Origin of the sequence: Mucilaginibacter lacusdianchii, assembly GCF_009770985.1 — a bacterium.
Lineage (GTDB): Bacteria > Bacteroidota > Bacteroidia > Sphingobacteriales > Sphingobacteriaceae > Mucilaginibacter > Mucilaginibacter lacusdianchii.
In genome coordinates this window covers 793,514-808,318 of record NZ_WSRW01000003.1, presented here as the reverse complement: position 1 = coordinate 808,318, position 14,805 = coordinate 793,514, and the positions used below count along the sequence as shown (strand labels likewise).

The 14,805-nt window shown below is 40.8% G+C and carries 14 protein-coding genes; 7 read left to right on the top strand and 7 right to left on the bottom strand.

Translation table 11 applies throughout. The features are described from left to right. Nucleotides 1–45: 45 nt before the first annotated feature. From GPM24_RS17065 to aroA, 5 genes are all read left to right on the top strand, one after another. Complete coding sequence (locus GPM24_RS17065; protein WP_158828315.1) at nucleotides 46–252, top strand: RNA-binding S4 domain-containing protein; 207 nt, start codon at nucleotides 46–48, stop codon at nucleotides 250–252. Nucleotides 253–255: 3 nt separating this feature from the next. After that, on the top strand, nucleotides 256–1,341 hold the full coding sequence (gene aroB / locus GPM24_RS17060; RefSeq protein WP_158828314.1) for a 3-dehydroquinate synthase: 1,086 nt from the start codon (nucleotides 256–258) through the stop codon (nucleotides 1,339–1,341). Nucleotides 1,342–1,627: 286 nt separating this feature from the next. After that, the gene (locus tag GPM24_RS17055) at nucleotides 1,628–2,464 is read left to right on the top strand and encodes a prephenate dehydratase (protein WP_158828313.1); all 837 of its coding nucleotides are present in this window, start codon (nucleotides 1,628–1,630) and stop codon (nucleotides 2,462–2,464) included. 58 nt (nucleotides 2,465–2,522) lie between these two features. Next, the gene (locus GPM24_RS17050) at nucleotides 2,523–3,653 is read left to right on the top strand and encodes a chorismate mutase (protein ID WP_158828312.1); all 1,131 of its coding nucleotides are present in this window, start codon (nucleotides 2,523–2,525) and stop codon (nucleotides 3,651–3,653) included. An 8-nt stretch (nucleotides 3,654–3,661) separates the two neighbouring features. Continuing rightward, entirely contained in the window at nucleotides 3,662–4,963 is a 1,302-nt protein-coding gene (gene aroA, locus GPM24_RS17045; RefSeq protein WP_158828311.1) for a 3-phosphoshikimate 1-carboxyvinyltransferase, read from the top strand. Nucleotides 4,964–5,014: 51 nt separating this feature from the next. Here aroA and GPM24_RS17040 read toward each other — a convergent pair whose 3' ends face one another. Next, on the bottom strand, nucleotides 5,015–5,491 hold the full coding sequence (locus tag GPM24_RS17040) for an SRPBCC family protein (protein WP_158828310.1): 477 nt from the start codon (nucleotides 5,489–5,491) through the stop codon (nucleotides 5,015–5,017). Between the two features lie 9 nt (nucleotides 5,492–5,500). After that, the gene (locus GPM24_RS17035; protein WP_158828309.1) at nucleotides 5,501–7,057 is read right to left on the bottom strand and encodes an ArnT family glycosyltransferase; all 1,557 of its coding nucleotides are present in this window, start codon (nucleotides 7,055–7,057) and stop codon (nucleotides 5,501–5,503) included. A 56-nt stretch (nucleotides 7,058–7,113) separates the two neighbouring features. On the opposite strand from GPM24_RS17035, the gene GPM24_RS17030 reads away from it, so the two are divergent. Both GPM24_RS17030 and GPM24_RS17025 read left to right on the top strand, forming a co-directional pair. After that, on the top strand, nucleotides 7,114–7,674 hold the full coding sequence (locus GPM24_RS17030; RefSeq protein ID WP_158828308.1) for a helix-turn-helix domain-containing protein: 561 nt from the start codon (nucleotides 7,114–7,116) through the stop codon (nucleotides 7,672–7,674). Between the two features lie 78 nt (nucleotides 7,675–7,752). After that, a complete protein-coding gene (locus tag GPM24_RS17025) occupies nucleotides 7,753–8,499 on the top strand; it encodes a heavy-metal-associated domain-containing protein (protein ID WP_158828307.1) in 747 nt (248 codons plus the stop codon). 110 nt (nucleotides 8,500–8,609) lie between these two features. On the opposite strand, the gene aroC is transcribed toward GPM24_RS17025, so the two are convergent. From aroC to clpP, 5 genes are all read right to left on the bottom strand, one after another. After that, nucleotides 8,610–9,707: a chorismate synthase gene (gene aroC / locus GPM24_RS17020; RefSeq protein WP_158828306.1), complete on the bottom strand. Its 1,098-nt coding sequence runs from the start codon at nucleotides 9,705–9,707 to the stop codon at nucleotides 8,610–8,612. A gap of 138 nt (nucleotides 9,708–9,845) precedes the next feature. Next, on the bottom strand, nucleotides 9,846–11,207 hold the full coding sequence (locus GPM24_RS17015) for a pyridoxal-phosphate dependent enzyme (RefSeq protein WP_158828305.1): 1,362 nt from the start codon (nucleotides 11,205–11,207) through the stop codon (nucleotides 9,846–9,848). A gap of 364 nt (nucleotides 11,208–11,571) precedes the next feature. Beyond that, entirely contained in the window at nucleotides 11,572–12,435 is an 864-nt protein-coding gene (locus GPM24_RS17010) for an AMP nucleosidase (RefSeq protein WP_158828645.1), read from the bottom strand. A 262-nt stretch (nucleotides 12,436–12,697) separates the two neighbouring features. Next, nucleotides 12,698–13,936, bottom strand: a complete 1,239-nt coding sequence (gene clpX / locus GPM24_RS17005) for an ATP-dependent Clp protease ATP-binding subunit ClpX (protein ID WP_158828304.1) — start codon at nucleotides 13,934–13,936, stop codon at nucleotides 12,698–12,700. 98 nt (nucleotides 13,937–14,034) lie between these two features. Further along, nucleotides 14,035–14,754, bottom strand: a complete 720-nt coding sequence (clpP, locus tag GPM24_RS17000) for an ATP-dependent Clp endopeptidase proteolytic subunit ClpP (RefSeq protein ID WP_158828303.1) — start codon at nucleotides 14,752–14,754, stop codon at nucleotides 14,035–14,037. Nucleotides 14,755–14,805: the final 51 nt, after the last annotated feature.

Genomic DNA, 14,805 nt, shown 5'->3' with positions numbered 1-14,805 from the left:
CCATATACATCATTTTTAACGTAATAGTTTATTTTTGCCCACACCATGATTGAATTTAAGCTCGAAGGCGATTTTATACCGCTTATACAACTACTAAAAGCTACTAACCTGGTGCAAACCGGTGGCGAGGCTCAAATAGTAGTATCTGAAGGAGAAGTAAAATATAATGGCCAGGTAGATTATCGTAAACGCCTTAAAGTTAAAAAAGGCGATAAGGTAGAATTTAGAGGTAAAAACATTATGGTGATTTAAATTATGGAAACAATTAACAGTATTGACTATCCCGTATATTTTACCGATACGCTTTCCTCACTAGTGGGTTTTATTGAAAACGGAAATTACTCCCGCTTTTTTATTTTAACCGATGAGCACACCAGCGTGCACTGCCTGCCGCATTTGCAACTGCGGTTAATTCATTTGGAAGGCAAGTACGACATTATTGAAGTAAACGCAGGTGAAGCAAACAAGAATATTGATTTTTGCTGCGGTATCTGGAAGATGCTGATTGATTTTGGAGCCGACCGCCACAGCCTGATGATAAATTTGGGTGGCGGTGTTATTGGCGATATGGGCGGCTTTGCGGCGTCAACCTTTAAACGCGGAATCGATTTTGTACAAGTACCCACTACCCTGCTTTCGCAAGTTGATGCTTCTATAGGTGGTAAAACCGGAATTGATTTTGATAATCTTAAAAACATCATCGGTACGTTTACATCACCAAAAGCAGTATTTATTGAGCACGGCTTTTTAACCACACTGCCCCAACGTCAAATCTTATCTGGCTTGGCAGAAATGCTAAAACACGGTTTAATTGCTGATGCGGCTTACTGGAATGAATTGAAAAACCAGGGTGAGGATTTAAGGCTACCTTCGGCAGAGTTAGTTTATCGTTCGGTTGCCATTAAAAACGAGGTTGTCGTATCAGACCCTTTTGAAAAAGGCTATCGCAAATGCCTCAATTTCGGTCATACGGTAGGTCATGCTGTAGAAACCTATTCACTGCAAAATGACGAAAACCATTTAACCCACGGTGAGGCAATAGCTATAGGCATGATTTGCGAAGCTTGGCTGTCTCACAAAAAGGCCGGCTTAAGTGCCGAAGAATTGGACGAAATTACCACCGTGCTTACCAGCTTATATCCTAAATATGATTTAGACGATTCGTGCCATAGCTTATTGCACAGTTTAATGAAGACAGACAAAAAGAACCAGGGAGATAATGTAAACTGCACACTGCTTCATAAAATCGGCGAATGCAGCATCGACCATATCTGTACGGAAGAAGAACTGTGCGATAGTTTGAGCTTTTACAGCCGATTACCAGGTTTGGCATCTGTGTAATTTAGGAAATGATAAATCGAGTAGAGCATTTAACCTGGTTTGGTTTAATTAAGATGATGAAATTATTATTTTCATAAAAGTTTAAATTAGCTCTTGACAAATAACTTATAACTCGTAGATTTACCACCGAACAATACAACAAATGAATTTAAACAACGCATATGGTTTTGGTTTCTATTACTTTTACTTTAGCAGTAAGAGCCGGGACTGATATGCTTTAAACAAGACATACAAAACAACAAAAAGTCCCGGCCCAACAGCCGGGACTTTTTGCTTTAACAGGGTTATGGAAAATCAAAAGCCAAGAGTTGCTATACAGGGTGTCCGCGCATCGTTTCACGAAGAAGCGGCCTTCAAATATTTCGGAACGGACATTCAAACTGTTGAGTGCAATTCATTTAAGCAAACTTTTGAGGCGCTGAAAAACAAACAGGCCGACTATGTGGTGATGGCTATAGAAAACAGCATTGCCGGCAGCATTTTGCCTAATTACTCCCTGTTAATGAGTTACAACTTTCCAATTGTTGGCGAGGTGTACCTGCCTATTCAGCTGCATTTTTTGACTCTGCCTGGCGTAAAGTTCGAAGACGTGAAGTATGTCATATCCCACCCTATTGCCCTGCGTCAGTGCGTTGATTTTATTGACGAATATCCGCAACTTAAGGTGATTGAAAGTAGCGATACTGCCGCCTGTGCCAAACGTATTCGTGAAGAACAACTGACTGATACCGCTGCTATTGCGAATTCATTGGCTGCAAAGCTTTATGAATTAGATGTGATGGAACGTCGTATAGAATCGAACAAAAAGAATTTCACTCGCTTTTTGATTTTCACCCATCATGAAAATGCTAAAAACGAAAGTACTAACAAAGCTTCACTTTGCTTTCAAGTAAGTAATGAGGTGGGCTCGTTAGCCAAAGTGCTTAATATCCTTGCCGAACAGGAAGTTAATATGAGCAAAATACAATCTATGCCGGTACTGGGTAAGCGTAACGAATACAACTTTTATGTAGACATTGAGTGGAACAACACGCAACAGTATGACAAGGCAATACGGCAGATACTCAACCATACGCAAAATTTCAACATACTGGGCGAATACGAAAGGTATGTTGAAGAATAAAAATTTAACAAATCAACTTAAACAATAATAAATGAAACTAAACTAAAACTAACACGATATGAAACTGGATTTAAAAATACAACCGCTTAGTTCTTGGATTACCGCCAAACAAGAACCATTGTTAATTGCCGGCCCGTGCAGCGCCGAAACAGAAGAACAATTAGTAGCCACCGCGCACTTACTTGCTAACACTGGTCGTGTATCAGCTTTGCGTGCAGGTATCTGGAAACCGCGTACCCGCCCGGGTGAATTTGAAGGCATAGGCAGCATTGGTTTGGAATGGCTTAAACGTGCGAAAGCAGAAACCGGCTTACCTACTGCTGTAGAAGTAGCTACCGGCAAACACGTTGAAGAAGCTTTAAAAGCTGGTGTTGATATTTTTTGGGTAGGTGCCCGTTCAACCGTTAACCCATTTACCGTTCAGGAAATTGCTGATGCTTTGCAAGGCGTTGATATTCCTGTAATGGTCAAAAATCCGGTAAATCCTGATTTATCATTGTGGATTGGCGCTTTAGAGCGTATTAACCGTGCTGGTATTACTAAACTGGCTGCTATTCACCGTGGTTTTTCATCATTCGAAAAAACAGCGTTCCGTAACGAACCAATGTGGGATTTAGCCATCAACTTAAAAACTCACGCACCTGAATTACCAATCATTTGCGACCCAAGCCACATTTCGGGCAACCGCGAGCTAATTCCATATGTATCACAAAAAGCGATGGACTTGGATATGCAAGGTTTGATGATCGAATCGCATATTGACCCATCTGTGGCGTGGACTGATGCTAAACAACAATTAACACCATCAGCATTATCAGATTTAATTGATCGCCTAACTTTACGTAAAGCTAATGTAGTAAACGTTGAGGTAAAAGATAAGCTGGCCGACCTTCGTTCTCAGATTGACAAATTAGATGATTTGGTTATCCAAAAGCTAGCTGAGCGTATGAAAATCGTGGAACAGATTGGTAATTATAAAAAAGATAACGGCATCACCATTTTACAAGTAAACCGCTGGGACGAAATTTTGCAGAAACGTACTAATTACGCTAAAGCATTAAATTTAAGTCCCGAGTTTACAGAAAAGCTACTGGAGCTTATCCACGGCGAATCTATCCGTAAGCAAACTGAAATTATGAACAAAGGCCAAAACGAAGCGCCTGTTCAGGAAAAATTGACTCACGCTTAAATTAAGCTATGTCAGGAAATATTAAGATAAAAAGAGCCGGTAAGGTTGTAAATGGCACCATACAACTTACCGGCTCTAAAAGCGAGTGTAACCGTGCATTGGTAATAGAGGCACTTAGCCAGGGTAAGGTAAAAGTGCAAAACGTTTCGGACGCTGCCGACGCTGTAAAACTGGCGAGTATACTACGAGGTAATGCTGAACAAGAGCCAAATGCCGCTCTACTATCAGCTACTACCAATTCCCCGTTTGTGGCTCCGTCGGCTTCTACTCCTGAAATAAATATTGGTCCGGCAGGTACTGCAATGCGTTTCTTAACAGCGTATTTTACCTTGCAGGATGGTGAGATTGTACTTACCGGTACCGAGCGTATGAAACAACGTCCAATTGGTATTTTGGTGGATGCATTGCGTCAGCTTGGTGCTCATATTAATTATGTAGAAAAAGACGGCTATCCCCCTCTGCAAATAAAAGGTGGCTTTGAACAGTTAACTGATACTATTAGCATCAAAGGCGACATCAGTAGCCAGTACATTACAGCGCTGTTATTAATCGCGGCACGTTTACCCAAAGGTTTAAATCTGCAAATTGAAGGCGACTTAACTTCACGCCCGTATGTGGAAATGACGTTGAGTATGTTGCACCAGGCCGGCATAAAGCACACTTGGGAAGAAAACATTATAAGTATCGAATCGCAAGGCTTTAAGGAAACCAGCATTTGGGTAGAGCCAGATTGGAGCGCAGCTTCCTACTGGTATTCTGTTGCGGCATTAGCCGATGAAGCCGAACTTTTTTTACCCGGATTAACGCCATATAGCTTGCAAGGAGATAGTGTTATTACCGAGCTGATGGCTAATTTTGGAATCACCTCACAGTTTAAAGACGGCGGCGTGCATTTAAAAAAAGAACCTAAACCTGTTATTCGCAAAATATTCGATTTGAAAGCTTGCCCTGATTTAGCCCAAACCATTATTGTAGTTTGTGCTGCTTTAGGTCATGAAGCCACTTTTACAGGGCTGGAAACTTTAAAAATTAAGGAAACAGACCGCATCAAAGCTTTACAGAACGAACTTGGTAAAATGGGTGTTAAGCTGATTGAAAAAGGCTTGGTTTACAAATTGGATTGCAGTAAACGCTTCATCCCCGAGAAAATAACCGTTGCCACATATGAAGATCATCGAATGGCGATGGCCTTTGCACCGCTGGCTTTATTGATACCGGAAGTTGAAATTGAAGATGCACAGGTTGTAGAAAAATCATATCCTGCTTTTTGGAGTGATTTTGAAAAGGCTGGCTTTACCGTAAGCGCTTAAACATAATACTACTTTTAATAAATAAGCCGACTCTTATTACAGTCGGCTTATTTACTTTTTGAGCACTTGTTGCCACCGGTCAGATTCGGCAAACGCCTTAATTACCGCATTTCGCTGCTCAAGCAGCTTGGTCATATAAGTTTCTAAGAACAAGTAGTCTGCTAAACGACCTAATATTCTAAAAGGCGATGTGTAATTAAACTTATCTACCATTACTGTTTTACCCTCAACGCTGGTAAACTGGTGCTCATGCCTAAAAGATCGAAAAGTGCCGCTCACCATTTCATCTACAAAAAAATAAGGTGGTTGCATGGCAGTAATTTTTGAAGTCAGGTATTGCCAGATGCCAAAATGCCGCGCTCGCCAAGTTACGGATTCGCCCAGTTCAATAAGGCCACTTGTGCGGCCGCGAACGGCTTGCTCGCCTGTATGCTTAGTAGAAATGGTGTGTAAATCGATGCTTCGGGAAAGATCAAAGCATCGTTCAACCGGCGCATTTATTATTGTTTGTAGTCTGATGATAGGCATTGCTAGGTTTTATTCGTTTCGGGTTTGTTCCAAATGTTGTTGGTAGATCTTACCCAATGCTGCCTTAGGGCGCATTACTAAAAAGATACCGGTGCCATACTCGCGAGCCAGCTGGTTGTCAATACCTCCTACGCGTTTGTAACCTTCTACCACGGGCTGCAGGTCACTTACATCATTGTCATCACTTACGTAAATGATATAATCGGTTCTCAGGCTTTCAGGTGCCCAAATTGCAAAGCTGCTGTTTAGGCATACTACATCGGGTAATTTATATCTGTGCCGGTACAAATGCAAAGCCCCAGCCTCGCCGTAATTATCTGCAAATATAACAGTGTGCTTTTGAGCCTCCAGAGGCAAATTGTGATAGGTGCTTGCTACTTTTTGCACCATTTCCTCCCAACCAAACATATCAGCGTAATCTTGTGTAATGGGATGTCTTTTGTGATCTTCCCAAGTTACGGCAAAATCTAACACAGGCATGTGTTGGTGAGTATACTCAAAAAAACGTCGCACTTGAGTTATATTGAGAATTGGCAGTACAATAGGCAACATAATTAGGTTAGGTGCCAATAGTGCAACCGCAGCCATAGTACGTGCTTTATAGTCCTGTAAAATCAAGGCTATGCCATATCCGCCAGCTGCAAACAGCATTGGGTAAGCCGCCAGCAAATAGTACGGTTTACCATTCATCTTTAACAGAAATATAAAGACGAGCAAGTAAGCTATCCCCACAAAACGATACAAGCGCATACTTTTATGGAAAAGTAGAAACAGCAAGCCGGTAAACCAAACTATTACCAAAATACCATGCAATAACAATTGCTGCAAAATGAAATCAGTTGGCTTTACATAATCCAATTGCTGGCTTTTAAGCTTATGCATATGAGTTACTACAGGCCAATGGTGCACATATTGCCATAATACGTTAGGTAGAAATATGAATAACGCCAATATAACAGCTATACCAACTTCTTTTCGCAACAGCCATTTACGGCTTGGTGTAAACAATATTCCTACCAGCAAAGCGCCTGTAAAAAATGCCATGGTATATTTGGTAAGCATGCCGCATCCAATTACCATGCCTAGCCAATACATGTATTTGCGTTCTTCCGTATTGGCATACTTAACAGTTAGCCAGGCTGCTATCAACCACCACAACTGATCAAATACTACCGGTTGAAATAAATAGCCACTGGCCGCCATGGCCGGTGACACAACCACACTTAAACAAGCGATGGTAATTGCAAATTTACGTCCACCGAACTCAACCGGTAACAGTCCTGTGAACAACACTATTAAAGCGCTGGCAATGGCTGTAAATACTCGAGCACCTATTACAGATGTGGAACCGAAAAGCATTAATGCAAGTTTTGCAAGCAAGGCTATAAAAGGAGGCACTTCTTTATAACCCCAAGCCAAATGATCGCCCAGTGTCAAATGCAGCATTTCATCACGATGAAAGCCGTATCGACCACCCGCAAGTGAGTTTAGTAATAACTTTAATGCCACAAACAGCAAAATCAAAATGCGATAATTAGCAGCAGCTTTTTGTTGTGACGGATACATGAAAAGGTTTTTATAGTTTTGCAAACCATCCGAATGTTTGGTTGCCCAATATACCTATGAAAATTCACATTAAAAATATGGTTTGCCACCGTTGCAAACTGGCAGTTGAGGCAGAACTTAAAGCTAGTAGTTACACCCTGCAGAACATAGAACTTGGTGAAGCCACCGTAAAAGAGGAATTAACGGCTGAACAATTAGAAGCATTGAATATACAATTGAAACATTTGGGCTTTGAATTGATAGATGACCGCAAGAGCCGCTTGGTAGAAAAAATCAAAAATTTAATCGTCGAACTAGTCCATCATCAAAACGAGCCACTTCACATCAATTTATCCAGTTACTTATCTAACCAGCTACATTACGAATATAATTACTTAAGCAACCTGTTTTCGGAAACTGAGGGCACAACCATCGAGAAGTATTACATTAGCCAAAAGGTTGAGAAGGTAAAAGAGCTGCTGATTTACGATGAGTTAACACTTAGCCAAATTGCCTACCAAATGGGTTATAGCAGCGTGGCTTATTTATCAAGCCAATTCAAAAAAGAAACCGGACTTACCCCTACGCATTTTAAAACCATTAAAGCCAATAAGCGCCGTAATATCGAAGAACTGTAAATTTCATAACGTTAGCAGGCAATAGTGTAAAGCATTGGTGTAACAGTACTGTACATTTGTGTTGGAAATTTAATTGTTATGAAACATACCTATTCAGTAACCGGCATGACGTGTGCCGGATGTCAATATAAAGTAGAGCACCTTTTATCCGAAGTTGACCATGTAAAGGCAGCAAACGTTGATTTAGATAAAGGCCAGGTAAGCGTGGAGATGGATGAGCATATCCCAACTGCTAAGCTGCAAAGTGCGTTAAAAGATTACCCTAAATATCAGCTTACCGATGCACCTGCAGTACCTAGCGCAATTAGCGGACATACCCTTACAAATGACTTTGAGACGCCGCGTAGTTGGTTTGAAACCTATAAACCCATTGTGCTCATATTTACTTACATCTTAACGGTATCAGTAATTGCCGGATCTACAGTAATGGGCGTTGATAGCCTGGTTGCTATGAGGGTTTTTATGGCTGGCTTCTTTTTGACATTTTCTTTTTTTAAAATGCTTAATCTGGATGGCTTTGCCGATAGCTATGCCATGTATGATGTAATTGCCCGCCGTTTCAAAAGCTGGGGATATATATACGCTTTATTGGAATTGGCTTTAGGAATTGCCTTTGCAACTAATTTCAATCCGGTGCTTACTAATGTTGTTACCTTGGTTGTGATGACGGTAAGCATTATCGGCGTATTGCAAACTGTGCTGAACAAGAAAGTCATTCGTTGTGCTTGCCTGGGAGCAGTTTTTAATTTACCGATGAGCACCGTAACCATTGTAGAGGATGGATTAATGATTGCAATGAGCGCTGCAATGCTGACAGCGATGTAAGAATCACCATTGTATAATGATGTCTTGAAAAAAGTTGACCCTAAAAATAAAAGAAGCCGGATTTTATCCGGCTTCTTTTATTTTTATTAAATTATAGTACCTGCTACACATCAGTGACCTAAGGTAACCGTTTTATTTCTTAACCAATAGTCGGCTATTACTAACGCCGCCATGGCTTCTACTATGGGCACGGCACGTGGTACTACGCACGGGTCATGCCGACCTTTACCTTGTATCTGTGCTGCGTTACCCTCAGCATCAACTGTATTTTGGTTTTGCATGATAGTAGCTACTGGCTTAAAGGCTACTTTAAATTCAATAGGCATACCATTACTGATACCGCCCTGTATACCTCCCGAAAAATTGGTGAGGGTTTTAACCTCATCGCCTTCCGTTTTTATAAAAATATCGTTGTGTTCTGAACCCAACATTTCGCTTCCAGTAAAACCAGAGCCATATTCAAATCCATGTACTGCATTAATACTTAGCATCGCCTTGCCCAAGTCAGCATGTAGTTTGTCAAAAACAGGCTCACCTAAACCAACCGGACAGTTAGTAATGGTGCAGCTAATTTTGCCGCCTATAGTATTACCTTGTTTACGCACCTCATCTATACGAGCAATCATTTCTTCGGCCGTAGCCGGATCAGCACAGCGAACAATATTGGCCTCGCGGGTAGCGATAAAGTCTTCGGCATTGCTGATGCTAACATTAGGTGCATTTATAACGCCTACACTACTTACGTGTGCCAACACCTCAATACCTTGCGATTTAAGTAGAAGCTTAGCTAAAGCACCAGCAGCTACTCGCGCGGCGGTTTCACGGGCAGATGAACGTCCACCACCCCGGTGATCGCGGATACCATATTTGGAAAAGTATGTATAATCGGCATGCGAGGGACGGAACACATCGGTATTGTGACTATAATCTTTGGACCGCTGATCTTCATTCGGAATCAGCATAGCTATAGGCGTACCGGTAGTTCTACCATTAAATACACCCGATAGTATCTTTACCGTGTCACTCTCTTTACGTTGAGTGGTAATTTTAGATTGACCAGGTTTTCTCTTGTCTAACTCAGCTTGTATGTAATCTAAATCAACAGGCAATTGTGCTGGGCAACCATCAATGATAACGCCAATTGCTTCGCCGTGCGATTCGCCAAACGTTGTGATCCGGAAAAGCTGTCCAAATGAGTTACCCGCCATATTTTAAGATTAAAGAATTAAGATAATACAATGCAGCAAATATGTGATTTTTTAGGCTAATCACCTACCCTAAAAACAAACGGGCCATCTACTTGCGTAGTGGCCCGTTTATCTTAATCTCTTATTGATTTTAATATACTATGCAGATATAGCATTTATAATATCGTACTGCGTGATAATCTCAATTTTGCCCTGTTCGTCTTCAATCAATACCGCAATGTTGTCTTTGTTGATCATCGAAGATATTTTGTCAATAGATGTATTTAAATCTACAAATGGAAATGGCACTGTCGTGATAGTTTGAACGGGCTGCGATTTTAGCGACGGATTTTCCAGCAGTGCATCCAAAATATCGCTTTCCGTAATCTTGCCTACCACCATGCCTTTTTGTGTAACCGGTATTTGCGAAATGTTTAGTGTTTTGATGGTGTTGATAGCCTCCAAAACAGTTTTCTCGCTATCAATGGTAATGATTTCAGGATTCTCTTTTTTGCGGATTATATCGCGGGCGGTAAGCTTTTCATCTTTTAGGAAACCGCGGTCGCGCAACCAGTCTTCATTATACATTTTGCCCAGGTACCGCGAGCCATGGTCAGGGAAAATGATAACCACCACATCACCTTCTTTAAAGCGGTCTTTCATCTGCAAAGCACCTGCTACGGCAGAGCCTGTAGAGTTACCGGCAAAAATTCCTTCTTTCAAAGCAACCTCACGGGTCATCAACGCTGCATCTTTATCAGTAACCTTTTCAAAATAATCAATCAAACTAAAGTCAACATTCTGCGGCAAAAAGTCTTCACCTATCCCCTCGGTTATGTATGGATAAATTTCGTTTTTATCGAAAATACCGGTCTCTTTGTATTTTTTAAATACGGAACCGTATGTATCAATACCTAATATTTGAATGTTCGGATTTTTCTCTTTCAAGTAACGCGCCGTGCCGGATATAGTGCCGCCTGTACCCACACCGACCACAACATGCGTAACTTTACCTTCGGTTTGTTCCCATATCTCTGGCCCGGTCTGCTCATAGTTAGCTTGCGAGTTAGAGAGGTTATCGTATTGATTTGGCTTCCAGGAGTTAGGCACTTCCCTTTCTAAACGCGAAGAAACCGAGTAATAAGAACGTGGATCCTCCGGATCTACATTTGTAGGGCACACAATAACCTCGGCGCCAAAGGCACGTAATACGTCGAATTTTTCTTTAGACTGTTTATCCGTAGTGGTAAAAATACATTTGTAACCTTTAATAATTGCGGCGATAGCCAAGCCTGTACCCGTATTGCCGGAAGTACCTTCAATGATAGTACCACCTGGTTTAAGGCGACCATCGCGCTCGGCATCTTCAATCATTTTCAGAGCCATGCGATCTTTGATAGAGTTACCCGGATTGGTTGTTTCAATTTTAGCCAGAACTGTGGCTTTGATGTCTTTGGTAACTTTGTTAAGTTTCACCATCGGCGTATTGCCAATAGTTTCGAGTATGTTATTGTACCACATAATAAAAGCTATGCTAACTTATAGTCTACTGCAAAGGTAGTCTTAATAAATATAATTCGTTAGTTGATATTTTTATAATACAACTTTTATAAAAATATGGTTGGCAAAATAATCAATAATGATTGCGCTCAAAATGAGCAAGGCAAGAGAAGGTACAGGCAAACTGTGTGACTAAAACACAGGTCGAGAAAAAACTAAAGGAATACAGATAGTAGTTACTATCTCAAAAGATGATGATGATATGGTATAGATAAAGGCAAGATATTGTATCAACGTTAGGAGAAATCCTTTACGCCTCCGAATAGGATTTGGCGTATAAGATCTCTCACTAATGTATAAAACAACATATAGCTTTTAGCAAACATTAGAACTTAAGGTGTTTTACCGTTAAGCCATTGTTGACTAACTGTTTCAACGATTCTATACCAACCTTAAGGTGCGTTTCCACATAGTGTTCAGTTACTTTGGAGTCGCTTTCAGCAGTTTTTACACCCTCCGGAACCATCGGCTGGTCAGATACCAGTAACAGTGCACCAGTTGGAATTTTATTGGCAAAACCAGTTGTGAAAATGGTCGCCGTTTCCATATCAACCGCCATAGCACGCAGTGTTTTCAAATATTTTTTGAACTCTTTATCGTGTTCCCATACCCGACGGTTAGTGGTGTAACATGTACCGGTCCAATAATCGCGAGAAAAATCGCGTATGGTAGTTGATATTGCTTTTTGCAACGAAAAAGATGGCAATGCTGGTACTTCTGGCGGTAAGTAGTCATTTGATGTACCTTCACCACGTATAGCAGCTATAGGTAATATCAGGTCACCTACATTGTTTTTCTTTTTTAAACCGCCGCACTTACCCAAAAATATAACTGCTTTGGGCTGAATAGCGGTTAACAAATCCATCACGGTTGCAGCTACTGAGCTACCCATACCAAAGTTAATGATAGTGATACCATCCGCTGTGACACTTTGCATCGGTTTGTCTAAACCCATAATGGGCGCATCATTATGCCATTTAGAAAACAACTGCAGATACTTTGAAAAATTGGTAAGTATAATGTAGCTTCCAAACGCATCAAGCGTACGGCCTGTGTAACGAGGCAGCCAATTGGCTACAATAGCTTCCTTAGTTTTTAAACCACTTTTAATAGGAGATTGTACTTCTTTTACTTTTTTGGCATTTTCCACTATGCCGGCATCTTTTTTTATTTCTATTTCTTCGTTCATATTTTCTCCTTTTTTATCCGCTGTTGAGTCGGCGGATGTTTTAAGCATTAACACCGTTAAGCCTATCTTGTCTCTGCACAATTACCGTGTTTTTGGCAAACACTTTAGAATTACGCTTCCCTTCGGCAGGCTCCGGGTGACAATACTGTAAATTATCAAAGTTACTTATACAACAAACCCCGGCGTTTCACCAGGGTTTGCTTTTTGTATAAAAACAAATTTAAGCATTTTTTTGCTTATTTGCATTAAGATTCTGTTAAGATTAAGCCACCTTTAACTTTTTCAAATCCGATTTATCGAATTTCTCGCGGGCATAATCCAATGTTACTGTCAGGCGTTTTACATCTTTTTTAGATGGGAACTCAAACATTGCATCAATCATGATAGCTTCGCAGATAGAACGCAAGCCACGTGCACCCAGCTTAAACTCCATGGCTTTATCAACAATAAAATCAAGTACTTCATCGTCAAACTCCAGCTTTACGCCTTCATAATCAAACAACTTTTTGTATTGTTTAAGCAATGAGTTTTTGGGCTCAACTAAAATGTTTTGCAATGCCTCACGATCTAACGGGTTCAAGTGTGTAAGCACCGGTAAACGTCCAATCAACTCAGGAATCAAGCCAAATGATTTTAAATCCTGTGGAGTAATGTACTTATACAAGTTTTTCATATCCACTTCAACTTCATCGCGGTTCATTTTATAACCTACTGTTTGTGTACGCAAGCGGCTGGCAATCTTTCTGTCGATGCCATCGAATGCGCCACCACAAATGAATAAGATATTGCTGGTATTAACACTGATCATCTTTTGGTCGGGGTGCTTACGGCCACCTTGTGGCGGAACGTTCACAATAGTACCTTCCAAAATTTTCAGCAACGCCTGTTGTACGCCTTCGCCGGAAACATCGCGGGTTATAGAGGCATTGTCACTTTTACGGGCAATTTTATCAACCTCATCAATGTACACAATTCCTTTTTCGGCAGCAGCAACATCATAATCGGCGGCTTGTAGCAAACGGGTCAAAATACTTTCAACATCCTCCCCTACATAACCAGCTTCTGTTAACACAGTAGCGTCAGAAATACAGAAAGGAACATTTAATATTTTAGCTATGGTTTTAGCCAGCAAGGTTTTACCTGTACCAGTTTCGCCTACCATCATGATGTTCGATTTTTCAATCTCTACCTCGTCTTTATCAACTCGTTGGTTAAGGCGCTTGTAGTGATTGTATACTGCTACAGCCAGTACTTTTTTGGCATCGTCTTGACCAATGACGTACTGATCTAGATGCGATTTAATTTCAGACGGCTTAAGTACAGTAGGTGCAGAAGGTGATGTTTTTACTTTCCTAACCTTTAGTTCTTCGGCTAAAATTTCGTTGGCCTGGTTAACGCATTTATCGCAAATATGAGCGTCTAGTCCTGCAATTAGCATCAGGGAATCCTGTTTACCGGCACCACAAAACGAACACCTGATCTCCTTGCTGTTCTTGTTCATCTGATCAAAGATTTAATATCTTAAAATTAATAGTTAATTACAGAATTAGTTTTAATAAATTAAAACTAATTCTGTAACGTAAGAGTACACAACAGAAATTATTTATCGCTGTTTCTACCTAATACCTCATCAACCATGCCAAATTCCTTAGCTTCATCAGCAATCATCCAATGGTCGCGGTCTGAAGCTTCCCAAACTTTCTCGTAAGGTGTACCACTGTGTTTTGAAATAATTTCATAAAGCTCTTTTTTCAGCTTCATAATTTCACGCGCAGTAATTTCAATATCAGATGCCTGTCCTTGTGCACCACCCAGCGGTTGGTGAATCATTACACGTGAGTGTGGCAAGGCAGCACGTTTGCCTTCGGCACCTGCACAAAGCAATACGGCAGCCATAGATGCAGCCATACCGGTACAGATTGTGGCTACGTCATTGCTTACAAACTGCATGGTATCATAAATACCTAAACCGGCATAAACGGAACCACCTGGTGAGTTGATGTATATTTGGATATCACGTTTAGCATCAGCAGATTGCAAAAACAATAACTGCGCCTGAATAATGTTGGCAATATTTTCATAAATAGCATCACCTAAAAAGATGATACGGTCCATCATTAAACGTGAAAACACGTCCATTTGTGCCACGTTCAGCTGACGCTCTTCAATAATATAAGGTGTCATGCCAACCGGATATGCAATACCGGTTGGCATCATTTTATGCTCAACGCTTGAAATAAATTTGTCAACGTGAATACTGTTAATACGGTGGTGTTTAACAGCATACTTTCTAAATTCGTTTTTATCGATGTTATTCATTGTATTAAGATTTCTAAGTTAAAAGCGGCGGTCTGCCGCGGTAAATATAGT

Coding starts and splice junctions, on each gene's coding strand:
- GPM24_RS17030 (WP_158828308.1), top strand. CDS start 7,114: ATGAAAATTCACATTAAAAATATGGTTTGCCACCGTTGCAAACTGGCA.
- GPM24_RS17055 (WP_158828313.1), top strand. CDS start 1,628: ATGGAAAATCAAAAGCCAAGAGTTGCTATACAGGGTGTCCGCGCATCG.
- aroC (WP_158828306.1), bottom strand. CDS start 9,707: ATGGCGGGTAACTCATTTGGACAGCTTTTCCGGATCACAACGTTTGGC.
- GPM24_RS17010 (WP_158828645.1), bottom strand. CDS start 12,435: ATGAACGAAGAAATAGAAATAAAAAAAGATGCCGGCATAGTGGAAAAT.
- clpX (WP_158828304.1), bottom strand. CDS start 13,936: ATGAACAAGAACAGCAAGGAGATCAGGTGTTCGTTTTGTGGTGCCGGT.
- GPM24_RS17025 (WP_158828307.1), top strand. CDS start 7,753: ATGAAACATACCTATTCAGTAACCGGCATGACGTGTGCCGGATGTCAA.
- aroA (WP_158828311.1), top strand. CDS start 3,662: ATGTCAGGAAATATTAAGATAAAAAGAGCCGGTAAGGTTGTAAATGGC.
- GPM24_RS17040 (WP_158828310.1), bottom strand. CDS start 5,491: ATGCCTATCATCAGACTACAAACAATAATAAATGCGCCGGTTGAACGA.
- clpP (WP_158828303.1), bottom strand. CDS start 14,754: ATGAATAACATCGATAAAAACGAATTTAGAAAGTATGCTGTTAAACAC.
- GPM24_RS17015 (WP_158828305.1), bottom strand. CDS start 11,207: ATGTGGTACAATAACATACTCGAAACTATTGGCAATACGCCGATGGTG.
- GPM24_RS17050 (WP_158828312.1), top strand. CDS start 2,523: ATGAAACTGGATTTAAAAATACAACCGCTTAGTTCTTGGATTACCGCC.
- GPM24_RS17035 (WP_158828309.1), bottom strand. CDS start 7,057: ATGTATCCGTCACAACAAAAAGCTGCTGCTAATTATCGCATTTTGATT.
- GPM24_RS17065 (WP_158828315.1), top strand. CDS start 46: ATGATTGAATTTAAGCTCGAAGGCGATTTTATACCGCTTATACAACTA.
- aroB (WP_158828314.1), top strand. CDS start 256: ATGGAAACAATTAACAGTATTGACTATCCCGTATATTTTACCGATACG.